This is a genomic window from Streptacidiphilus sp. PAMC 29251 (genome assembly GCF_054208735.2).
Genome location: NZ_CM135725.2, coordinates 6,095,313 through 6,117,035, shown reverse-complemented (window position 1 = coordinate 6,117,035; position 21,723 = coordinate 6,095,313). Strand labels below are relative to the sequence as shown.

The 21,723-nt window shown below is 71.7% G+C and carries 19 protein-coding genes and 2 pseudogenes; 8 read left to right on the top strand and 13 right to left on the bottom strand.

All coding sequences use genetic code 11. From position 1 onward, the window contains the following. The first annotated feature begins 22 nt into the window (after window positions 1-22). From ACXKR8_RS29165 to ACXKR8_RS29155, 3 genes and pseudogenes are all read left to right on the top strand, one after another. The gene (locus tag ACXKR8_RS29165) at window positions 23-637 is read left to right on the top strand and encodes a DUF1707 SHOCT-like domain-containing protein (RefSeq protein WP_458267553.1); all 615 of its coding nucleotides are present in this window, start codon (window positions 23-25) and stop codon (window positions 635-637) included. 189 nt (window positions 638-826) lie between these two features. Further along, window positions 827-1,654 carry a PhzF family phenazine biosynthesis protein gene (locus ACXKR8_RS29160; protein ID WP_458267552.1) on the top strand — a complete coding sequence of 276 codons (828 nt, stop codon included), beginning with the start codon at window positions 827-829 and terminating at the stop codon, window positions 1,652-1,654. Between the two features lie 287 nt (window positions 1,655-1,941). Beyond that, window positions 1,942-2,334: pseudogene (locus ACXKR8_RS29155) on the top strand (transposase); the annotation flags it as partial. Window positions 2,335-2,416: 82 nt separating this feature from the next. On the opposite strand, the gene ACXKR8_RS29150 reads toward ACXKR8_RS29155, so the two are convergent. Together ACXKR8_RS29150 and ACXKR8_RS29145 are read right to left on the bottom strand one after the other, a co-directional pair. Continuing rightward, complete coding sequence (locus ACXKR8_RS29150) at window positions 2,417-3,139, bottom strand: hypothetical protein (protein ID WP_458267551.1); 723 nt, start codon at window positions 3,137-3,139, stop codon at window positions 2,417-2,419. A gap of 24 nt (window positions 3,140-3,163) precedes the next feature. Then, on the bottom strand, window positions 3,164-3,349 hold the full coding sequence (locus tag ACXKR8_RS29145; protein ID WP_458267550.1) for a hypothetical protein: 186 nt from the start codon (window positions 3,347-3,349) through the stop codon (window positions 3,164-3,166). A gap of 36 nt (window positions 3,350-3,385) precedes the next feature. Between ACXKR8_RS29145 and ACXKR8_RS29140 the strand changes: the two genes are divergently transcribed. Next, the gene (locus ACXKR8_RS29140; RefSeq protein WP_458275100.1) at window positions 3,386-3,835 is read left to right on the top strand and encodes a GNAT family N-acetyltransferase; all 450 of its coding nucleotides are present in this window, start codon (window positions 3,386-3,388) and stop codon (window positions 3,833-3,835) included. 259 nt (window positions 3,836-4,094) lie between these two features. Here the strand turns inward: ACXKR8_RS29140 and ACXKR8_RS29135 are convergent, their stop codons facing one another. The 4 genes and pseudogenes from ACXKR8_RS29135 to ACXKR8_RS29120 form a co-directional block, all read right to left on the bottom strand. After that, window positions 4,095-4,754, bottom strand: a complete 660-nt coding sequence (locus tag ACXKR8_RS29135; RefSeq protein ID WP_458267549.1) for a hypothetical protein — start codon at window positions 4,752-4,754, stop codon at window positions 4,095-4,097. Window positions 4,755-5,125: 371 nt separating this feature from the next. Beyond that, complete coding sequence (locus ACXKR8_RS29130) at window positions 5,126-6,478, bottom strand: C40 family peptidase (RefSeq protein WP_462099907.1); 1,353 nt, start codon at window positions 6,476-6,478, stop codon at window positions 5,126-5,128. 171 nt (window positions 6,479-6,649) lie between these two features. Next, window positions 6,650-7,705, bottom strand: a complete 1,056-nt coding sequence (locus tag ACXKR8_RS29125; protein WP_458267547.1) for a hypothetical protein — start codon at window positions 7,703-7,705, stop codon at window positions 6,650-6,652. A 20-nt stretch (window positions 7,706-7,725) separates the two neighbouring features. Next, window positions 7,726-9,407 (bottom strand): annotated as a pseudogene (locus ACXKR8_RS29120) (threonine/serine exporter family protein). Between the two features lie 126 nt (window positions 9,408-9,533). Between ACXKR8_RS29120 and ACXKR8_RS29115 the strand changes: the two are divergent. Continuing rightward, window positions 9,534-10,529 (top strand): cation diffusion facilitator family transporter, encoded by a 996-nt coding sequence (locus ACXKR8_RS29115; RefSeq protein ID WP_458267545.1) that lies wholly within the window; start codon window positions 9,534-9,536, stop codon window positions 10,527-10,529. A 485-nt stretch (window positions 10,530-11,014) separates the two neighbouring features. Here ACXKR8_RS29115 and ACXKR8_RS29110 read toward each other — a convergent pair whose 3' ends face one another. From ACXKR8_RS29110 to ACXKR8_RS29095, 4 genes are all read right to left on the bottom strand, one after another. Then, window positions 11,015-11,224, bottom strand: coding sequence for a hypothetical protein (locus ACXKR8_RS29110; RefSeq protein WP_458267544.1), 210 nt, complete (start codon window positions 11,222-11,224; stop codon window positions 11,015-11,017). Window positions 11,225-11,411: 187 nt separating this feature from the next. Continuing rightward, on the bottom strand, window positions 11,412-12,404 hold the full coding sequence (locus ACXKR8_RS29105; RefSeq protein WP_458267543.1) for a hypothetical protein: 993 nt from the start codon (window positions 12,402-12,404) through the stop codon (window positions 11,412-11,414). A 100-nt stretch (window positions 12,405-12,504) separates the two neighbouring features. After that, on the bottom strand, window positions 12,505-12,909 hold the full coding sequence (locus tag ACXKR8_RS29100; RefSeq protein ID WP_458267542.1) for a hypothetical protein: 405 nt from the start codon (window positions 12,907-12,909) through the stop codon (window positions 12,505-12,507). Between the two features lie 171 nt (window positions 12,910-13,080). Then, on the bottom strand, window positions 13,081-13,455 hold the full coding sequence (locus ACXKR8_RS29095; RefSeq protein ID WP_458267541.1) for a Zn-ribbon domain-containing OB-fold protein: 375 nt from the start codon (window positions 13,453-13,455) through the stop codon (window positions 13,081-13,083). A 194-nt stretch (window positions 13,456-13,649) separates the two neighbouring features. On the opposite strand from ACXKR8_RS29095, the gene ACXKR8_RS29090 reads away from it, so the two are divergent. Next, window positions 13,650-14,252: a TetR family transcriptional regulator gene (locus tag ACXKR8_RS29090; RefSeq protein ID WP_458267540.1), complete on the top strand. Its 603-nt coding sequence runs from the start codon at window positions 13,650-13,652 to the stop codon at window positions 14,250-14,252. An 11-nt stretch (window positions 14,253-14,263) separates the two neighbouring features. On the opposite strand, the gene trxA is transcribed toward ACXKR8_RS29090, so the two are convergent. After that, window positions 14,264-14,665: a thioredoxin gene (gene trxA, locus ACXKR8_RS29085; RefSeq protein ID WP_458267539.1), complete on the bottom strand. Its 402-nt coding sequence runs from the start codon at window positions 14,663-14,665 to the stop codon at window positions 14,264-14,266. A gap of 68 nt (window positions 14,666-14,733) precedes the next feature. Further along, window positions 14,734-17,664, bottom strand: coding sequence for an ATP-binding protein (locus ACXKR8_RS29080; RefSeq protein ID WP_458267538.1), 2,931 nt, complete (start codon window positions 17,662-17,664; stop codon window positions 14,734-14,736). A 242-nt stretch (window positions 17,665-17,906) separates the two neighbouring features. On the opposite strand from ACXKR8_RS29080, the gene ACXKR8_RS29075 reads away from it, so the two are divergent. Continuing rightward, window positions 17,907-18,932 carry a terpene synthase family protein gene (locus ACXKR8_RS29075; RefSeq protein WP_458267537.1) on the top strand — a complete coding sequence of 342 codons (1,026 nt, stop codon included), beginning with the start codon at window positions 17,907-17,909 and terminating at the stop codon, window positions 18,930-18,932. A gap of 7 nt (window positions 18,933-18,939) precedes the next feature. Here the strand turns inward: ACXKR8_RS29075 and ACXKR8_RS29070 are convergent, their stop codons facing one another. Next, window positions 18,940-19,992 carry a helix-turn-helix transcriptional regulator gene (locus tag ACXKR8_RS29070; RefSeq protein ID WP_458267536.1) on the bottom strand — a complete coding sequence of 351 codons (1,053 nt, stop codon included), beginning with the start codon at window positions 19,990-19,992 and terminating at the stop codon, window positions 18,940-18,942. A gap of 124 nt (window positions 19,993-20,116) precedes the next feature. On the opposite strand from ACXKR8_RS29070, the gene ACXKR8_RS29065 reads away from it, so the two are divergent. Beyond that, window positions 20,117-21,661, top strand: a complete 1,545-nt coding sequence (locus ACXKR8_RS29065; RefSeq protein WP_458267535.1) for an MFS transporter — start codon at window positions 20,117-20,119, stop codon at window positions 21,659-21,661. Window positions 21,662-21,723: the final 62 nt, after the last annotated feature.

The following is a 21,723-nucleotide window of genomic DNA, read 5'->3' as shown; positions in this document are numbered from 1 at the left end:
GCATCACTACCGAGGAGTCCGGATGCCGGCAGACCCGTCCAGCTCGCCCGCGCTGCGCGCGTCCGACGCGGACCGTGATCGGGTCATCGAGACGCTGCGCTCCGCCGTCGTCGACGGGCGGCTCGACCCGGCCGAGTTCGAGGAGCGGGTGGACGCGGCGCTGGCTGCCCGCACCTTCGACGCTCTGACTCCGCTCACCGCCGATCTGGCCGCAGCGCCGGGCCTCGACGTCGCGCTCGCGCCGTCACGCGCCACAACGCCGGCTCGCCAGGCCGAGCCGGCTGCGGAGCTGATCACCATCAGGGAGAAGCACGGCACGGTGCGCCGCGACGGCGACTGGACGCTCCCGCACCGGCTGGCACTCCGCACCGCATGGAGCCAGGTCACGCTGGACCTGACCACCGCGGTGCGCAGCGGCCCCGACCTGGTCGTCGAACTACGGGTGAGCGGCGGCACCGTGGAGCTGGTCCTCGCGCCGGGCATGGTGGTCGACGCCAACGGGCTGGCAGTGCGGCACGGCCAACTGGAGATCAGCAGGGACGCGGGCGACGACACCCCGCAGACGCTGCACATCCGCCTGGTCGGCCGGATGAAGCACGGCCGGATCGAGACCCGCTGGACGACGCCGCGCCCGTGACCGGTTCAGCCGGTGGGGATTCGTAGCGATCTTCGTCCGCGTCAGGATGAGCCGGGCTGTCGTGGGTGGTCTCGCTGAAGTTGCGCGGGTTTTGTCTCACCACCTTTGCGCTTTCCTCGTTGCCACGTCAGTCCAGCTGCTTCGGATTGGCCTTGGCCGCGCAGGTCTTGCCACCGCTACGGTCCCGACATGCGCCTTTACGTTGTCGACGCCTTCACCGATCGTCCCTTCTCCGGGAACCCGGCCGCCGTGTGCCTGCTGCCTGCCGGACCGTGGCCGGAGGCAGCGTGGATGCAGCGGATCGCGGCCGAGATGAACCACCCCGAGACCGCGTTCGCCCTTCCGCTGCCCGCTTCGACCGAGGCCGACTGGGCCATCCGCTGGTTCACCCCGCTGGTCGAGGCCGACCTGTGCGGCCACGCCACGCTCGCCACCGCGCACGCGCTACGCGCCGAGAAGGGCCTCGTCGGAGCCGTTCGGTTTCTGAGCCGGCACCACGGCGTCCTCGTCACCCACGCCGACGCGGAGGGCGCCATCACACTCGACTTCCCGGCGGCCCCAGGCACGACGGTGCCCCTACCGGATGGTCTTTTCAGGGCCCTGGGGGCTGTCGCCGAGGCCGCCTTCCGCTCCGACGGCCTCGGTGACCTGCTGGCGATCTTCGCCGACGAGGCCACGGTCCGGGCCCTCACGCCAGATCTGGACGCCGTGGCCGACCTGACGAACCGCGAGGGACTGCGCGGCATCATCGTCACGGCCCCCGCCGCCGAGGCCGCCGTGGGCCACGACTTCGTCTCCCGCTTCTTCGCCCCGGCCAAGGGCATCCCCGAGGATCCGGTCACCGGCAGCGCCCACACCACGCTCGCCCCGTACTGGTCGGCACGTCTCGGCCGCGAGGAACTCACGGGCCTCCAGGTGTCCAGACGCAGCGGCCTGGTGCGGACGGCTCTGAGCAGCGACCGCGTCCGCCTCACCGGAAACGCCGTCACCATCTTGGATGGCACCCTTCACGTCTGACGCGGTGCCGGTGGGTGTGTAGGTTCCGACTTGATCTGTCGGTCGGTGACGTGGTGACGTGCGGCGCTGGGTCGTCGTCCGGGTGACTTGTCGGCCGTGTTGTCCAGCCGATCTGTCGTTCTCTTCAGATCGCGTGGCCTCGGGGTCTTCATGTGAGGCTTGTCGAAGGTCGGGGCGTGGTTAATGGGGCTGTGTGGACCGGTGCTCCCGAGCCGTGATCGACTGTGGTCATGGGCTTGTCGGTTGATGTGGTCGTCTTCGGTGATGGCGACCAGGGCACCCACGGTGTGATCGCCAGCATGCCCGGCATCGGCCCGCTGCTGGGAGCGGAGTTCCTGGCCGCAACCGCCGGCGACATGAGTCGTTTCGGCAGCGCCGACCACCTGGCCAGCTTCGCCGGAGTCGCCCCGGTGCCGCGCGACTCCGGCAACGTCAGCGGCAACCTGCACCGCCCCCGGCGCTACCACCGCGGGCTGCAACGCGTGTTCTACACCTCCGCACTCATCAGCATCCGCAGCTGCGAGGAATCCCGCCGCTTCTACGAACGCAAGCGCGCCGAAGGCCAACGCCACACGCAGGCCGTCCTCGCCCTGGCCCGCCGACGCGTCAACGTCATATGGGCCCTGATCCGTGACGGACAGTGCTTCCAAAGTCGACTCCCGGTCACAGTTGCGGCTTGACAACGTCATTAGGAGGTGGCTCACCGGAAGCGCCGCCAGACCTCCTTGCGGGAGAGGCTGAACAGGCTCGGCGAACCGGTCGTCACAGGCGCTGTCGCAGTTGCTGGAGCGGTGGGAGAAGGGGGCGGTCAACGGCCGCCGCGAGCGGCGGATGGCGCTGCGGATCTCCGCAGACCGCCCGGCCCTGCCCCTGCCCGCGCCGGAGCCTGACACGGAACCGGCGGCTGGACTGCACCTGGTCCCGCCGCCGCGACTGGACCTCGCGGACCGCCGCGTCCCAGCGCGGATCCACCCGTGTCGCACGACCCTTGAGCAACCTCAGGTCCACCAGCCCGGCGACGCCGGCCTGGTGGTAGGCGGCGATCCACCGGTTCAGGGTCCGCGTGGAGACGCCCAGTTCGCCGGACTTCGCGGCGATGCGCTCCGAGACAGCCAGTTCCGGAGCGAACAGCGGGCGCGGCTCGCCCGGCGCGGCCAGCTCGGCAAAACCGGATCGGAACCCGGACAGGACCTCGCGAATGTGCCCGGCCCGTTCCTTGACCTCCTCGCGCTGCCCGTTCGACAGTGCGGCGAGCGCGACCGCGTCGGTCACCACCCCCGGCTCGCCGACCGGCTCCATACGGACACCCGCCGCGAGCCGGGCGAACGACACCGCGCTGAAGGCGCCCGTGCGAACGTTACGCAGCGTGATCCGCGTGCCGTCGAACCACTCCAACAGCAACGGCTGAGCCGCGATCGCCACCACGCCCGGGTCCTGATCGGCAAGCAGGATGCGGGCCAGTTCCAGACGGCTCTCATAGATCACGTGCCCGCCAGCGGTCGAGGACCACTACCAACCCGAGTAGCTGGCCCGCCCCCGAAACCAGCGCACCTCGCGCACCGGCATCCCCGCCAACACGTCATCGACCGACAGCCGGTCCAACCACGTGTCCGCGAACCGGCCCTGACCACTGCGATAGCGAACCTTCACCTCATCGAGCCGAACCGAGGACAGCAGGTCGGCCGGCACAACCATCGATGACTCACAAGCCCTGGCTAGACTCAACTCGTGATGATCAGCCAGGCAGACGCGGACGACGTTGCAGGCCTGGCACGGCTGTTGTGGCTGGACACCCACCACGAGGAGTCAGCACAGCAGTCAGTTGAGGCATTCACAGCGGAGCTCGCGCAGTGGTGGGCCGCCCACCAGGAGTCGCACCTGGCGTTCGTGGCCCGGCTTCTCCGACCGGAGATCGTCGGCATGGCCTGGGTCGCGCTCGTCCCACGCATACCGAGACCCGGAGCGACACGTCGGCTGTCCGCAGACATTCAGACCGTCTTCGTCCTGCCGGAGCATCGCGGCCAGGGCATCGCCTCGGCGCTCGTGGAGGCTGCTTCGGAACATGCGACACACCGCGGGTCCCTTCGCGTGACGGTCCATTCCGGCCGCAGGGCAGTGCCGGTGTATGAACGGCTGGGCTTCGAGTCGTCCCGACAGCTCCTCCAGCGACCACCGGACTAGCGGGTGGCCATCCGCCCAGGAGACCCAATTGTCCCGTCTCATCGAGCACTTCATCCGAATGCGCTCTGACTTGCGAGGCGTCAGATCTGGGTGAGATTTTGGTCGAGGCCGAAGAGCCATGAGGCGGGGGACCCGATCCCAAGGGATCGGATGTCTCATGGATCATGGCGGGTGTGTAGGCCTTGAGCTGTGGTGCGTCAGCTCGGCTGAGACGCCATCGGTGCGATTCTCACTGGGCATGGGAGTTTCGGGGCGCGGTTCAGTTCCAGTAGCTGCCGCTGGCCGCTGTCTCCTCCCACGTTTGGAGCTTGAGCTGCTGCCTGCAGGAGGTGGTGGCGTTCGTCGCCCAGTCCCGGAAGGCTTCGGGGTCCTTTGCCAGGGCGTGCAGGTGCCGGGCGGACTCCTGAGCTTGGACCATCCAAGGCGCGAAGGCGTCCTCGGCCAGGGCCTGGTCCAGGCGTCGCCGCGCTGTGGTGGGATCACCGGTCAGTCCGGCGGCGATCCCGGCGTGGTAGCTGTCCCAGAAGTAGCCGGGGCGAGGCTTCTGCGAGGTCAGGAAGTCGGTGGTGGAGGGCAGGTCACTGAACCTGGCCCGGTTTTCCAGCGCCAGGTCGGCGGCTCGCCGCGCGAGGTTTTGCGCGCCGAGGGCGAACTGGGTGGGGTTCACGAACCGCTCGAACCCGGGCTCGCGGCCGCCGAAGTCGAATGCCAGATGATCTCTGTCCTGCCACAACCACATCACGCCGACGTTCAGATAGCTGCCCTCGTTGCGGCCGGGCTGGAACTCGACGATGCCCAGCCACCATCCGTGGTCGTCGATCCAGGTTCGCGACCTTCCGCGCTGCTGAAGACCCAGGGGCCGAAGTGCCTCGCGGGCTGCTGTCGTGACCAGGTGGGATGCGGGAGCTGTGGCTGCCATGCCGATCATTCTCCGCTGACCACCCGTTCGTGCTCTGACTGGGCTGGTCCGCGGTCCGGTCGGGTGACACGACCGGGGTCAACACACTCGGGTGAGACAAGCCAGAACCGATGAGACTCAATCTGCCCCGAAAGGTAGAAATCGGGCGCAGAGTGTCAGGTCCGCCGAGAATCGGCCGGCTTCCAACCGAGACAGACGAGACGCCGCCCGAACCAGCGAGACCGGACACCCATGCTCGATGGCCGACTCCCGGCACACCCTCGCTGATTGCTCGCGAAGCCAGCCGCCGTCGGCGCAGTTGTCTCATCGGTTCTTCGCCCCGCGCAAAGTAGGCGAAGAACCGATGAGAAAGCGCAAAGTGCGATGAGTCCCTACAACAGGGTGCCGGCATCAGTGGGGGCGGGCGTAGAAGTCGGGGGTGCCCATGATCCAGAGGCTGGCCACCTTGACCACGTCGCCGGTGCGGGGGCTTCGATCATCTGGTCGTCGCCGAGGTAAATGGCGACGTGGTAGATGTCCTGCGGGGTGCCGTCGTGGGACCAGAAGACCAGGTCGCCGGGCTGGAGCCGGCGGTAGGAGAGCGGGGTGGACTGGGCGTACTGGTCGGCGGCGAAGTGGGGCAGTTCGACGCCGGCGTGCTCCCAGGCGCGCATGGTGAGGCCGGAGCAGTCGAAGACGTCGGGGCCCGCGCCGCCCCAGACGTAGGGGAGGCCGAGCTGGGCCCGGGCGAAGGAGACGGCGGCCGAGGCGTCACCGGAGTGGTACGGGGTGGACGGGCCGGAACCAGAGCCGGAACCGGAGCCGGCCTGGGCGGCCTGGGCCTGGGCGGCGTCGGCGGACTGGCGGGCGGCGGCTGCCGCGGCGGCGTCCGCCCTGGCCTTGGCGGCTGCCGCGGCGAGGGCCTGCTGGCGCTGCGCGGCCAGGGCGACCGAGATCTGCTGGGCGGCGGCGAGTCTGGCGAGCAGCGCGGTGTGCTGGGCGTCGATGCGGGTGACCTCGGCGCGCTGCGCGGTCAGCCGGGCCTGGACCTGGTCCGCCGCCTGCTGGACCGCGGCGGTCGCGTCCCTGGCGTCCGAGGCGGCCAGGGCGGCCGTGACCGAGGCGGTGGCGGCGGCCGCGGCGGTGCTGGTCGCGGCGTCCACGACGGCACGGTCCTGCCCCTCGACCGCGTGCAGGGCCTGCTCCTGGATACCGGCGGCGTGCAGGTCCTGAACGGTCATCAGCCCCTGGACCACCGCGAGCGAGGGCGGCAGCCCCAGCCGGTACTGGGCGGCGGCCAGCGCCGCGGCGGCCTGACGGGCCGTCTCCCGGCGGGCGGCGGCGGCCGTGGCCTCGGCGGCCGTCCGGACCGACTCGGCCTCGGCCTGCTGCTGGCGCACCCGGGCGCCGTTGTAGGCCTCGACTGCCTGCTCGGCCTGGATGTCCAGGTCCTGCGCGGCCTGCTGGGCGGCGGCGAGCTGGGCCTGGACCGCGGTGACCTCCGCAGCGCGCTGCCCGGCGGCGTCCTGGGCCGCCTGCACCTGCGCCGCCGAAGGCGCGGACGGCGCCGAGGGGCCGGACGGCGCGGAGGGGGCAGCCGGGACGGCCGGGGTGGTGGAGGCTGACGGGTCGTCGGCTGCGGCGGTGCCGGTGAACGGTCCCGCCGCGGACGGAAGGACGGCGGTGAGCAGGGCAAGCGCGGCGGCGAGGAGGACGGACGTACGGCGGCGGGGCTTGCTTGGCACTCGGTCGGCCTCCCGTTGTGCGGACCCGGACACCCCAGTGTTGGCACGGCGGCAGCGACCGCGCAGGGTGGGGCCGCCGTGTGAGTGACGGACCGTCAGCCCGCGCCTTCCGAGACCGTCAGCCGGCCCGACCGTCATTGAAGCCGACCGTCAGTCGGGCCGGCCCGACCGTCAGCCCGCGCGGCGGCGCCCCGGCCGGGGGCGGCCTGCGGCTGTGGTGCGGCGGCGGGTGGTGGCCTCCGCCCGGCGGCGCGAGCGCTGGGCCGCGGTCGGGACGGCGGCGGCCGGGGGCCGGGGCGGGCTGCGGTGCGGGCCGAGGTCGATGCTGGCGGCACGGCGCGCGGCCAGCCGGTTCAGCCGGGCCAGCCGCCGCACCCGCTGCTCGTCCAGCGGCAGGTAGGCGGGGTGCGGACGGCGTTCGAGCCGGGCCGCCACCCGTTCGGCCATCCGCTCGGCCAGCAGATGGGCCCGGGTGGGCCGGGCTCCGGCCGGGGTGGGCTTGCCCGCGATCAGGTCGAACAGCCACTGCCGGGCAATGTCGGCGCGGCGGTGCCAGCGGGCCTCCCGGCGGCGGGCCCTGGCGTACTTGCGCGGACGGCCGGTGTAGCGCCAGCGGGCCCAGGGGCTGTTGGGGCGGGCCAGCCGGACCGCGCTGATCCAGGAGACGCCGGGGACCATGATGCCGAGCATCCCGCTCCAGAACTTCCCCTTGAGCAGGGTGGCCACGGTGAACAGCGCATTGGCGCAGATGATCCCGATCAGCCCCCAGCGCGGGTTGCTGTCCGGGGTGACACCCAGCGGGAGGTAGCCGACCAGCAGCAGCCCGGTGAACAGGATGCCGATGATCACCGCGTCCACCGACTTGCGGCCCTGCTCGCTCCAGTAGACGTCCTCCAGGTGCAGCAGCAGCGCGAACTCGTCCAGCACCAGGCCGCAGCCGATGCCGAAGAGCAGGCCGAAAATGTCCAGCCAGGGGTGGGTGCCGGCGGTGGCGAAGGCGCCGATGCCGCCGAGCAGCAGGAAGAACAGCCCGAAGACCACATGGTGGATGTGCAGGCCGCCGGGGGTGACGTTGCCGGGCCACCAGCGGGCCTCGCGCCGGATCATGCGGACGCTGAAGCGGATGAACAGGAACGAGCCGATGAAGCCGACCAGGACCAGGAACAGCGGCTGCTTGCCGGGGTCCTGGATGTGGTGCTGGTAGCCGGCCCAGAAGTGGTCCCACATGCGCTGTCCCCCTCTCTGCCTCAGAAGCCGCGGGTGCGCTTGGCCGCGCGGCGGACGATCTCGGGCCCGTCGCCCTGCGGAACCTGCAGGAACAGCCGGGCCACCTCGCCGCCGAGGTTGACCCCGACCGCCAGCGCCAGCGCGATCGCGGCGGCCCGGCTGATCGAGACCAGTCCGGCCAGCGGCTCGCCCTTGGCCAGCGAGAGCAGCCCCAGGTAGATCACCGATCCCGGCATCAGCGGACCGAGCGCGGCGGTGACGTACGGCAGCGAGGAGGCGTAACGGTAGCGCGAGGCCAGCTCGCCGAAAAGTCCGACCATCCCGGCCGCGATGCCGGTGGCGATGATCGGTGAGACGTGGGCCTGGGCGGTGAGCACCCCGAACACGGTCCAGCCGATGCCGCCGAAGACGGTGACCACCGGCAGCACCCGGCGGCTGCTCTGCAGCAGCACGGCGAAGAACAGGGTCAGCGCCATCGCGGCGGGAAGCTGCAGGGCCGGGTAGGGGGCGGCGGCGAAGGTCTGCTCGGGGTGCAGCGAGGCATTGACCCTGACCCCCAGGTAGAGCACCAGCAGCACGCCGAGGACGATGCCGACCACCAGGTAGAGGACCTCGAGCAGCCGGGCGGCGGCGGTGATGTAGAAGCCGGTGAGCCCGTCGGCGACGGCGGCGACCAGGGCGCGTCCCGGCAGCAGCGCGTACAGCCCACCGGTGATCACCACCGAGCCGCGGAGGTTGTAGTCGCTCAGGGTCAGCACCACGCCCATCGCGGCGGCCGGCATCGCGGCGACCACGAACTGGTAGAACTCCGGCAGCCCGCGGGAGGCCACCATCCAGGCCAGCCGGTCGCCGATGACCGAGGCCACGAAGGCGGCGGCGAACACCAGCAGGGCCTGCACATCCGACTTGCCGCCGACCAGCACCGTCGCCGAGCCCGCGAGCAGCCCGGTGGCCAGCGACAGCACCCAGCCGGGGTAGGGGTGCCGGTTCCGGCGGATCTCGGCGAGCCGGCGGTAGGCGTCCTCGACGCTGGCGTGCTCCCCGGTGATGTCGGCGACCAACCGGTACACCGAGGCCAACCGGGTGTAGTCGGAGCCGCGGCGGCGGACCACCCGGGAGGCGGTGACCGGGGGTCCACCAGTGAGGGCTGGTAGGAGATGGAGATCAGCGTGAAGGTGACCTGGGGCTCGCAGCGGTCCAGGTGGTACGCGTGGCTGACGCCGAGCATGGCGGCCTCGACGTCCTCGGCGCTCTCGCCGCTGGCGAGCAGCAGCTCACCGATACGGAGCGTCAGGTCGAGCACCCGGGGGACGTTGGGGCCGACCTCGGAGGGCTCGGCGACCCGGCTGCGCTCGAACGCGGGGCGTTCGGACATGGGGGTGCGCAGCAGCGTGCGCATCCGGTCCGGCCAGGGGGCGGCACCGGGGGCGCCGACCCGCAGCGCGGTGACGCCGATGCCGGCGGCGGGGGTGTGGCCGAGCTCGGACCAGTCGTCGAACTGCTTCAGCAGGTCGACCGGCGCCGGCTTCGGCGGGGCGGGGGACGGTTCGGCGGGCTGGGCGGCAGGCGGGCCGAAAGGCGTGGTGTCGGGGTCGGTTTCGGCGGGGCTCTGTTCCAGCGAGGCCGGGGTGGTGCCGACAGGTTCCGCATGGCCGAGGAGTCCGGGGGTAACCGACCCCCGTGCTTCGCTGTCCTCCGGCACCCGCTGCTCCTCGTCGAACCGTCTGTGGTGGGGCTTCCCCGCTGGTCACCACCTTGCCTGATCGCCACAGCCGACGCACACCAGAACTGTCTTATATCTCTCTATTACGGGACATACTGCATGGCTATGAGCAGTGCGAACGACGACAGCGAGAACAAGGACGGCGAGAAGGACGGCGAGAACGAGGGCAGTGGGAACGAGGAGAGTACGGCGACCGTCCTGGTGGCCGGCGCGGCCAATCTGGCCATCGCACTGGCCAAGGCGGTCGGCGGGCTGATCAGCGGCTCCGGCGCGATGATGTCGGAGGCGGCGCACTCGCTCGCGGACACCCTGACCGAGGTGCTGCTGCTGACCGCGCTGAAGCGCAGCGAGAAGCCGGCCGACGCGGGCCATCCGCTGGGGTACGGGCGGGAGCGCTACATCTGGGCCATGTTCGCCTCGGTGGCGACCTTCGTCGGCGGCGCGGTGTTCTCGATCACCAACGGGGTGCACACGCTGACCCACGGCGAGGAGCTCGGCAATCCGCTGGTCTCCTACATCGTGCTGGCGCTGGCCTTCCTGCTGGAGGGCAGCTCGCTGCTGAAGGGGCTGAAGCAGGCACGGGGCGAGGCCGACCGGCACGAGGTCGCCACCACCACCTACCTCCAGCACACCCCCGACACCACCGTGAAGGCCGTGGTGCTGGAGGACTCGGCGGCGCTGATCGGCCTGGTGCTGGCGGCCGGCGGCCTGCTGGGCGGCCAGCTGACCGGCTCCGGCGTCTGGGACGGCATCTCCTCGCTCTGCATCGGCCTGCTGCTGGGCTGGGTGGCCTTCGTCCTGGGACGGTCCAACGCGACCATGCTGATCGGCCGTTCGATCCCGGCCTCGATGGAGCGGGAGGTGGAGCGGATCCTGCTGGACCTGCCGGACGTGATCTCCGTGCTCGACCTGGTCACCATCATGGAGGGGCCCAACAATGTGCTGGTCGCCGCGAAAGTCGACTTTCGCAGTGCGGCGACCGCGGAGGCGATCGAGTGGGCCTGTGAGGACGCGGAGAACCACCTCCGCGAGCGCTTTCCCGCAGTTGGGAAGGTGTTTCTGGATCCGACCCCGGGCCCGCGCCAGCGCCGGAACAGCTGACCTTGAAAAGTGTGATCTATCGGTTACTGGCCCCATATGAGGGATATTTGACGATCGAGATGGAACTTTATCGACTTGTTAGTGAATGCTGAGCAGGCGACGTCAGGATCGACGGTCGGGGTCGGCCAGCCCTCCGTCACCACTTGCCTTTGACTTCAGGCATTCATCTACAGGGAGATCGCGTGTCCCGTTTGCGGACCTTCGTGGCATTCACCGCGCTGGCAGCCTTTATGTGTCTGGGCATCGGAACGGCGACGGCGACGGTGGCGAGCAACAGCTACCGATCGGCGGTGGATCTCTACTACTAACCCCCCGAGCAGGAGCACGGCACCCCCGGTCAGCTCACCGCACCGCCCCGCTCCACCAGCGCCGGAGCGGGTGGGTGCGTGAGCGGACCGGAGAGGGTCAGCAGAGGCCGGCAGCAGATGGGGCTGCCGGCCTCCAGCCGTTCCCGTTCGTCCCCCCGGCGCCGTCTCGCAGCGGCGCTAGCCGCGTGGGCGGATCACCACGAAGGCGTCCAGCTCCGGGTCGTAGTGGTCGTGGTGGGTGATCCCGCTCGCGCAGGTCTCCTCCCAGGCACGGCTCTCGGCCCTGCGGGCCGGACCGTCGCCCGAGTACATCGCCACCACCGCTCCGCCGCCGGGAGGGCAGAGACGACAGGTGGCGAGGGAGGTTGTTTCCAGTGCAGTCGACATGGCGTGCTCCGTTCCTGTGCCGTACGGGACGGCACCGCGACCTCTCCTGGTTCCCTGCCCGTTCTTCGAACGGACATCCCAGGTGGGATCGACGCTGTGTCCCACACCTGCTAAGCACAGTACCCACTGTCACTGACATCTCCGCAGTCCCGCAGGCCACAGTTCTGTCACCGGTTCTGACCGAGGGTCAGCGGCGCACCCGTGAGCGCAGGGCCACGGCGGGCCCACTCGGGCCCAACAGCCAGGCGCCGAGGGCGATCAGGGCGGCCAGGCCGAACACCGTCCACAGCGTGGTCCTGATGAAGTGGACCACGGTGTCGAAGACCGCCGCGGCGGCCGGGACCGACACCGAGTCGGGGAGGCCGCCCAGGAAGACGTGCCGGCCCACCGCGAGCCCCAGCGCCAGCAGCGCCATCCCGGCGCACAGCCCCAGCGCGGCGGCCAGCAGGCAGCGCCTGCGCCGGACCGCGAGCGCCACGCCGGCCGCCAGCAGCGCCAGCACGATCACCGGGAGCCAGACGCCCAGGGTCCGCAGCAGGCTGAAGCCCTTCTGCAGCTTGGGCACCGCGGTCGAACTGGCCAGCACGTACTGGGTGTGCACCTCGGGCACCTTGGCCGCGAGCGCGAAGCCCTGGTCCACCAGGGCCTGCTTGACCCGCTCCACCACCGGGCCGAGGTCGATCACCACCTCGGCGCCGTTGGTCTGCACCGGGCCCTCGTTCTTCCCGGTCAGAAAGGTGTCGACGGCGTTGTGGGCGGCCCGGTTGGCCGTGGTCCAGAAGGTCTCGAAGGCATCGCTCCGGACCACTGCGAGCGCCGCCTTGTGGACGAAGTCCTCGACCCCGCCGGCGATCGGCTCGCTCAGCTCGTCCACCAGGGCGCCCAGCCGGGGCGGCAGGTCCTCGGCCGCGGCGTCGATCCTCCCGGGCAGGTCCAGCTGCTGGGTCAGCGCCGTGGTGACCCGGTCGGCCACCGCGTCCTGGATCGCCGGGTCGGCGGCGAGCGGGGCCATCGTGGCCACATAGCGGTCGGTGTCGCCGACCTCGTCGCTGACCCAGACCGCCACCACGCAGAGCGGCGCGAGGACGCAGCCGACCACCACCAGCAGCGCAGCCAGCGCGGAGCGGAGCCGGTGCCGCGGCCGTTCCGGAGCCCTGGGCACGCCCGTCGTCACGCTCACAGGCGTCCCCTCCGCTGGAATCTGACTTCCCCTCAGCAAAGGTGACCGGTACGCCGCCCGCCACCGGGGCTGCTGCGTACGGGGCACGGGGGAGGCGGCGTCAGCGGATCCGGACGGTCACCGTCCTGGAGGTACGGTCGACGACCCAGCGGTGCGCCGCGGGCCGGACGACCAGCTGCGCCCGGAAGGCGACGGTGCCGCGCTGCGCGGCCGGGACGTCCAGCGCCAGCCGGTAGTGGGAGGTGCACCTGAGCCGGTGCCAGCCGGCCGCCCGGCCGGTGCCGCTGCGTTCGTCGACGCAGAGCAGGACCGGCGCCGCGCCGAAGTCGTCGGAGCCCCCGCTGGCCTGCAGCCGGATGGTGCCGCCGAGCGCGACCGCGCTTGAGCGCGCCCCGATCGTCAGCTCCGACTTGGCCGAGGCGGTGGAGGCGCCGGCCACCAGGCCTGCGGTCATGATCGCGGTGGCCGCGAGAGCCGTGGCTGCACGGCGGGTGGTACTGAGCATCAGAGCGACCGTCCTTGGACGAAGTGACCGTATGAATGTACCGACAGTCACAGTGCCCCGGTGGTTCCCCCCGGCTGGATCTCGCCCAGCTCACTCCCAGCTCTTACTCAGGCAGCGACCCGCTCCGGCCGCGACGGGCTCGGGCAGCGACGGGCTCAGGCAGCGACCGGCTCAGGCAGCGACCGGGCGGAACATCGGCCGGAGCGCGCCGCCCTGGTCGGCGACCTCCAGCCGCACCGTCGCGCCGGGCCAGAGCCGGTGCGCCGGGACGGCGGCGAGCTGCGCGTTCATCCGGAAGCCCTCGTCCAGCTCGACCACGGCGGTGCGCTCCACCTGGCCCGCGCCGGAGCCCTCGGGGATCCGGTGGATCCGGCCCTGGCCGCTGCTGCGTTCCCAGCTGAAGTCGCTGCCGCCGCAGGTCGAGCAGAGCAGGCTCAGCTGGGCGGAGCGGGTGGCGCACCACCGGCAGCACTGATAGCGGAGCTCGCCGTGGGCGAGGCCGTCCTGGAAGACGGCGGCGGGCGAAGGCACAGGTTCTGACGGCATGGGCACGACTCCGGCATAGGTCTGCAACTCGAACGATCGTTAAGTTACGGATGCCAGGGGTCACTGTCCAGCCCCGGGGAGTGATGTGATGGACGCCATTCAACGGGTCGGCACCGGGAAATCCCGGCTAGGATCTGAACGATCGATCAGTTACCCCTCATGCCCCCGTACCCCGAACCCAGCAAGGACCGCCCATGCGACCCTCCGGACAGGACGCGCTGCTGGAGGCCGCCCGCCAGGAGTTCTCCGAGCAGGGCTTCGGCAGCGCCTCGATCCGCGCCATCGCCCAGCGCGCCGGGATGAGCCTCTCGGCGATGTACCACTACTACTCGGGCAAGCAGGAACTGTTGTACGCGCTGCTCGAAGAGGGGCTCGACACCTACTTCGCGGCCTGCGCCGCCGCGCTGTCCGGGGTCGGCGAGGAGCCGGCCGACCGGCTCTCCGCGGTGGTCGCCGCCACCACCAGGTTCCGCGCGGAGCATCCGGCGCGGAGCAACATCCTGCTGTCCGAGGAGCGCAATCTCGACCCGGACCGGCTGGCCCGCTACCGCAGCAGGCATGCCGAGGCCACCAACCTGTTCCGCCACGCCATCGACGCGGGCGTGGCGGACGGACTGTTCCTCACCCCGTACCCGGACGAGGCACGGCGGGCGGTCATCGCCCTGTGCAACGCCGTCGCCCAGTGGTTCCGGCCGGACGGGCCGCTGAGCCTGGACGAGCTGGTGGACCGCCATGTGGCGATCGCGCTGACCATTGTCGAGTACCGCCCGCACCGCTCCTGGTCGGCCGGGCGGTAGCGCCTGAGCCGCTACTCGGCGGCGGCGTCCTGCTCGCTCTCGGCGCCCGCCCCGGCAGGCGTCTGGCCGGTCTCGCGGCGGACCTCGTCCATGTCCAGCGCCCGGGCCTGCTTGATCAGGTCGTCCAGGGCCGGCGCCGGCAGCGCTCCGGGCTGGGAGAAGACCACGGTGCGGTCGCGGATGATCATCAGCGTCGGGATCGAGCTGATCTCGAACGCGGCGGCCAGCTCCTGCTGCGCCTCGGTGTCGACCTTGGCGAAGACCAGGTCGGGGTTGCCCTCGGCGGCCTTCTCGTAGATCGGGCCGAACATCCGGCACGGGCCGCACCAGGACGCCCAGAAGTCGACGAGGACGAAGCCGTTCTTTTCGACGACCTCGTTGAAGTTGTCCTTGGTGAGCTCCAGCGTGCTCATCGGCGCTGCCCTGCTTCCTGGGTGCTGAGGGGAATGACCTGTCCGGCACAACGGTGGTCGATTGCGGACTATTCCTCCGGCTCGGGCTCCGCGTCCGGGTCCAGGCCCAGCGCCGTCGCCAGCCCGTCCGGACCGGTGCCGACCTTGCGGTAGGCCGACGCCAGCAGCCGCCCGGCCTCGGTCTCGCTGATGCCCAGCTCCTCCGCGATCCGCTGCTGCGGCACGCCCTGCGCCACCCGGACCGCGGCCTCGTGCTCCTGCTTGTTCAGGATCCGCGCGGCCACCAGCCGCAGCCGGTGCCGGATGCCGCCGGTCGCCAGCAGCTCGGTGCGGCCGCGCCTGGCCAGGCCGTCGGCGCCGCACTGCAGCGCCAGCTCGATGCCCTGCTCCAGCGCCTCCGCCGCGTCCCCGGGGCGGCCGACCCGGCGCAGCGCGGTGCCCTGGTCGACCAGCGCCAGCGCGTACTCGTACGCGGCCGGGGACTGGCCCAGCTTGTCCACGGCCTGGGCCAGCAGCTCCACCGCCAGCCGCGGCTCGGAGACCGCCGCGCACCAGCGCAGGGCGGTGCCGACCGCGGAGTTGGTGCCGATCCGCTCGGCCCGCTTCAGGGCCTCGGAGGTGAGCACGCGGGCCCTGGCCGGATCGCGGTCGGCGACGGACTCGGCCAACGGCCCGGCCCAGGGGGCCCAGACCGTGTTGTGCCAGCCCCTGGCGTCCAGCTGCTCGCCCGCCTTGGCCAGCTGGGCCTCGCCCTCCTCCCGGCGGCCGGCCGCGAGCAGCAGCCGGCCGTAGGTGGTGGGGGCGTCCGGCAGCACGATCACGCTGGGGAACGGGGGCTGGAAGGAGTACTCCTTGGCGAGCGCGAAGGCGTCCGCGCCGCGGCCCATCGCCAGCAGGGTGTCGCAGAGGACGCCGACCACGTCCCACTGCAGCGGGGTGTCCCGGCCCAGCCGGTCGGACTTGGCCAGGGTGTCCCTGAGCACCTCCTCGGCGTCGGTGAGCCGGCCCCAGCGGAAGGCGACCAGGCCGCGCATGAAGTTGGCGAAGGCGAGGTGGCCGCCGCTCCAGCCGGCCACGGTGTACTCGTTGGCCGCGTCGTTGAACAGCTCGGCGGCCAGGTCGAGCCGGTCGTTGTAGATGTAGGTGAGCCCGAGCAGGACCGGGATCTCGAAGCCCCAGACGCTGTTGGTCCAGCCCAGGCCCTCGGCGAGGCGTCCGGGCCGGTCGAAGGCGGAGGCGGCGAGGTCCAGCGCCTCGGTGGTCTGCTCGCCGCGCTGGGTCAGGTCGAAGGCGCGCAGCACCCGGACCGCGCGGGCGCCGGAGTCGGTGCCGCTGAGGCCGGCGGAGAGGGCGGCCAGCTGCTGGGAGCGTCCCTGGGCGTCCGGCTCGTCCCGCAGGAAGGTCTGCCACATGAACGAGGCGGCCTCCAGCCTGGTCCGGCCGAGGCCGGCCGGCAGCCGGGTGATCTCCTCCAGGGTGACCCGTACCGCCTCCTCCATCTGGTTGCTGTGGCCGAGGGCCTGGCCCAGCCGCAGCACCGCCTGCTCGCGGTGGTCGGGGCGCAGCCCCGGGGTGGTGGTGAGCGCGGAGCGCAGGTGGTTGATGGTGACCGGCGGCGCGGTCAGCAGGGTGGAGCAGCCCAGCTCGAACAGCAGCTCGGCCCGGTCCTCGTCGGCCGGGGGCTCGCGCAGCGCGCGCTCCAGGCAGCGCTTGGCGGCCTCGGGGGAGCCGATGGTGAGGTGCTGGCGGGCTGCCTCGCGGAGCTGCTCGACCATCCGCAGGTCCTCGTCCGGCTGGATCTCCAGCAGGTGCCTGGACGCGTCGGCGAGGCTCCGGCCCGAGGCGATCACCTCGACGGCGGCCTGGCCGTGCATCGCGGTGCGGATGCTCGGCAGCAGCACCGACTGGTAGATCGCGGTGGCAATGGTGGGGTGGACGAACTCCAGCACGGTACGGCCGAGTTCGTCCTGCTCCTCGCGCAGGATGCGGTCCTCGCGGAGCCGGTCGATGGCGTTCCTGGCGGCGGAGGGGCTGATCCCGGCCACCCGTCCGGCGACGTCCGGGTCGATCCGGTTGTCCAGGATCGCGGCGGCGTAGGCGAACCAGTGGGTGTCGGTGCCGAGCCGCTCCAGCCGCCTGACGATGGCCGGGCCGCGTCCGGCCGCGACCAGCTCCCGCATCAGCGGGACGGTCTCCTCGACCGGCTTGAGCTTGCGGTCCTTGAGCTTGGCGAAGAGGGTGACCAGCAGGTACGGGTTGCCGGTGGTGACGTGCCAGCACTCGCGGGCGAACATCGGGTCCGCCGCGGCCCCGAACTCCCGCAGGACCAGGGCCTCGACCGCGCCCGGGGAGAGCGCGCGCAGCTCCAGCGGGCCGCCGGCGGTGGCGATCCGGTGGTCGAGCAGCGGGGCGCCCGCCGGCTCCAGCTCCTCGGGGCGGAAGGCCAGCGCGAGCAGCATCGGCAGCACCGGGACCCGGGCCGCGAAGGAGGCCAGCCAGGTCAGCGACTCGGTGTCGGCCCAGTGCAGGTCGTCCACCACGATCGCCAGCGGGCGCTGCAGGAAGGCGAGCTGGGTGACCACGAAGTCCAGGGCGTCCCTGACCCCCTGCGGGTCGGAGAGCGTCCCCGCGGTCGGCGCGACGGCGCCCATCGCGGGCGCGGCGATGGCGTACCAGGAGGTGGAGACGGCCTCCAGCTCATGCCGCTGATCGGGCGTCAGCCGGGCCAGCGCGGTCTGCATCAGCTGCCGGACCACATGGAAGGGGACGTTGCGCTGCTGCTCGCCGCCCCGGGCGTAGAGCACGGTGCAGCCGGCCGCGGCGGCCGACCGGCGGAGCTCGGCGAGCAGGCTGGTCTTGCCGAGACCGGCCTCGCCGCTGAAGAGCAGCACGCTGCCGAGGTCGGTCGCCCCGGAGGCGAGCCCCTGGCTCAGTGACTCCAGCGCGAGTTCCCCGTGCGCGGTGAGGTCTTCCCGCTCGTACAGTCCGCGCTCGGTCACCGGCCACACTCCCTGACGTTTGCTTTCACAGCTCTTGCAGGCTATCGACATCGACGCAGCTTGGAAGGGGTTCGGGCGGACTGCCCGGGAATGGGGTCGATTCGCCTGGGCAGGTTGATAATTGAACTGTTGGCCGGTTGAGTACTGCGAGGTATTGATCTCCCTCCGCTAGCGTTCAGATCAGCCGTAGCGGTGGTTGGAGGGGCGACTGTCGCACGACGAGGACCGAGGGGAACCGCTGCATGGAGTTGACCGTCCCGCTGCCCAGGAGAGTCAATGCGCACAGCGCCGCCGCCGAGGCGCACAATCTCGGCTGGCTGAGGTCGCACGACATGCTGCGGGATCCCAAGGCCGTGGACCTGTACGCCCGCTGGGACGTCCCCGGGCTGGCGGCACGCAGCTTCCCGACCCTGGACGCGGACCAGCTCTGTCTGGCGACCGACCTGTTCAGTTTCTACTTCCTCTTCGACGACCAGTTCGACAGCGAGCTGGGCTTCCGCCCGCAGGAGGTGTCCCGGATCTGCGACACCCTGATCCGGATCGCCCACGGCGACTTCAGGGGCGCGGGCGAGTCACCGGTGGCCTCCTCCTTCGCCGACCTGTGGCGGCGCAGCTCGGACGGGATGTCGGCGCGCTGGCGGGCCCGGGCGGCGAGCAACTGGGAGTGGTACTTCGCGGCGCATCCCAGCGAGGCGCTGGGCCGGGTCAGGGCGGCCGAGGCCGAGCGCGGCGGCCACTCCCCCGCCGTCCCGGACCGGGCCGCGTATCTGATGCTGCGCCGGGGGGCGGACGGCACCGAGACCGTGCTGGACATGCTGGAGCGGTTCGCGGCCGAGGTCCCGGCCGCCGCCTACCACAGCCCCGAGCTCCGGCTGATGCGCCAACTCGCGGCGGACGCGCCCGCGTTCAGCAACGATGTGCACTCCTACGCCAAGGAGGCGCCGCGCGGCGACGTCTACAACCTGGTGGTGATCATGCAGCACCAGCGGCAGTGCGGGGTGGAGGAGGCCGGGGCGGCCGTCCTCGCCGAGACCCAGTGGATGATCGACGAGTACGTCCGGCTCTCGGCCCGGGTCGGCGAGCTGTGCGACGGGCTGGGGCTGTCCGGGCGGGAGCGGCGCGCGGTGGAGAACTACGCCGAGGGCCTGGGCGCCTGGCTCAGCGGCTACCTCGACTGGGAGAGCGGGACGCTGCGCTACCGGCCCGAGGGCGAGCTGCCGGTGGACCGGCCGAACTTCCTGGAGCGGCTGCTGAGCCGCCGCTGGTAGCGGCTGCTCACTGCTGCGGTTGCTGGGTCGGCTGCGGTTGCTGGGTCGGCTGCGGTTGCTGGGTCTGCTGCGGTTGCTGGGTCTGCTGGGGCGGCGGCGGCGCGTCCGCCGACGCCCGGGTGATCCTGGCCCCCAGCGCCCGCAGGTGCTCGGCCAGCTCCGGGGGCTGGTGCAGCTCGAACTCGCAGCCCAGGGTCGCGAGCCGGATGGCCAGCCACTCCAGTGAGTCGGGCCTGCTGTACAGCAGGCAGCGGTCAGGACCGATCGGTTCCAGCCGTTCCGCGCCGCTGCCGAGCCGGGCCGCCATCTGCTCCAGCGGGGCGTGCAGGGTGGCCACCGCCTGGACGGTGCGGGTGAGCCCGGCCAGCTTCCCGGCGACGTACGCGGCCGCGTCGGTCGCGGGCAGCTCGCGCGGGGCGAACCGGGCGCCGGTGAGCTGCGGGGCGACGATCCGGTCCACCCGGAAGATCCGCCAGTCGGCCCGGTCCGCGTCGTACGCCACCAGGTACCAGCGGCGGCCCGAGGTGACCAGCCGGTGCGGCTCGACCAGCCGCCGGGTCTCGGCCCGGTCGGCGGCGGTGTAGCCGAAGCGCAGCTTCTCGTGCCCGGCCGTGCCGGAGGCGAGCACGGTCAGCACCTCCGCGTCCACGGTGGGGCCGCTCCAGCCGGTCAGCGAGACGGTGGCCGCGCTCAGGGTGCCGACCCGGTGCCGCAGCCGGGACGGCAGCACCTGCTGCAGCTTGGCCAGCGCCCGCACCGAGGCCTCCTCGATGCCGCCGACCGCGTTGCCGGCCGCGGCCCGCAGCCCCACCGCGATCGCCACCGCCTCCTCGTCGTCCAGCAGCAGCGGGGGCATCGCCGCGCCCGCGACCAGCCGGTAGCCGCCGATCGCGCCCATGGTGGCCTCGACCGGGTAGCCGAGCTCGCGCAGCCGGTCGATGTCGCGCCGGATCGTCCGCGGGCTGACCGCGAGCCGTTCGGCCAGCTCACTGCCGGGCCACTCGCGCGGGGTCTGCAGCAGCGAGAGCAGATTCAGCAGCCGTGCCGGGGTGTCCGTCATGGGTTCCATGATGGGGGTCAACTGGGACAGGAGCTGTCCTACATGACTTCTAGAGTCGGGGCGTCGGACGGAAAGCCCGGTCCGACGCCCCGTCCGGAAGGCAGTTCCGATGGCTACTGATCCGATGGCTACTGATCCGATCGCTACTGATCCGACGACTCGTCAGCAGACCCCCGACCCGCGCCGCTGGCTGGCGCTGGCCGTGGTGATGACCGCGAGCCTGATGGACATGGTCGACGTGACCATCGTCAACATCGCCGTCCCCAGCATCCAGCGGGACACCGGGGCCTCGTTCAGCGCGGTCCAGTGGATCACCGCCGGCTATGCGCTGACCTTCGCGATCGGCCTGATCACCGGCGGCCGACTCGGTGACATCTACGGCCGGAAGCGGCTGTTCCTGCTCGGCATCGGCGGCTTCACCCTGGCCTCGGCGCTCTGCGGCTTCGCGGCGAACCCGGACATGCTGGTCGCCACCAGGATGCTGCAGGGCGCCGCGGCGGCGCTGATGGTGCCGCAGGTGCTGTCGATCATCCACACCACCTTCGCGGCCGAGGAGCGCGGCAAGGTGTTCGGGATGTTCGGCGCGATGATCGGCCTGGGCGCGGTCACCGGACCGCTGTTCGGGGCGCTGCTGACGCAGTGGAACCTGTTCGGCCTGGAGTGGCGGCCGATCTTCCTGATCAACCTGCCGATGGGGATCGCCGGGCTGGTCCTGGGCTTCCGCTACATCACCGAGTCCAAGGCGCCGCAGGCGCTGCGGCTGGACCTCGGCGGGGTGGCGCTGGCCAGCACCGGGCTGCTGATGCTGCTCTACCCGCTGATGCAGGGCCGGGAGTCCGGCTGGCCGGTGTGGGGCTTCGTCTCGATGGCGGCGAGCGCCCCGGTCGGCTGGCTCTTCGTCCGCTACGAGCGGGCCAAGGCCGGCCGGGACGGATCGCCGCTGGTGGAGCTGTCGCTGTTCCGGGTACGGAGCTTCGCGGCCGGCATCGGGGTGCAGCTGGTGCAGGGCCTGCTGTGCGGCGTGTTCTTCCTGACCTGGACCCTCTACATGCAGCTCGGCCTGGGCTGGACCCCGCTGCACGCCGGGCTGACCGGGCTGCCGTTCGCGCTGGGGGTCTCCACCGCCGCGGGCCTGTCGGTGCAGTTGCTGGTGCCGCGGTTCGGCCGGAAGGTGCTGCAGGCGGGCGCGCTGGTGATGGCCGCTGGCGTGCTGCTCTACATCGGCGAGGAGCACCGCTACGGCGGCGGGCTGCACTCCTGGCAGATGATCCTGCCGCTGCTGGTGATGGGCGCCGGGATGGGCCTGATCGTGGCCCCGCTGACCGACCTGGTGCTGTCCGAGGTGCCCAGGGAGCACGCCGGCTCGGCCTCCGGGCTGATCAACACCACCATGCAGCTCGGCGCGGCGCTGGGGATGGGCCTGGTCTCGGTGGTCTTCCTCAACCCGGTCGCGAGCGGGACCCGGGCCCACCGGGCGACCGCGGAGGTCTTCGGCGGGGCGTTCAGCGACTCGCTGTGGTGGGTGGCGGGCGGACTTCTGCTGGCTTTCGGGCTGATGTTCGCGCTTCCGCGCCGGGCCGCCGCGACCGACCACGCGGGCCCGGCCGACCCGGGCTCCGGCGCGGAGTCGGCGGTAGCGGACCGAACGGCACCCGCGCTCGTTGGTTGATTCGCATGCAACCCTCAGCTGCGCCGTCCCAACTCCGGGACGGTGCAGCTTTGTTGCGGAAT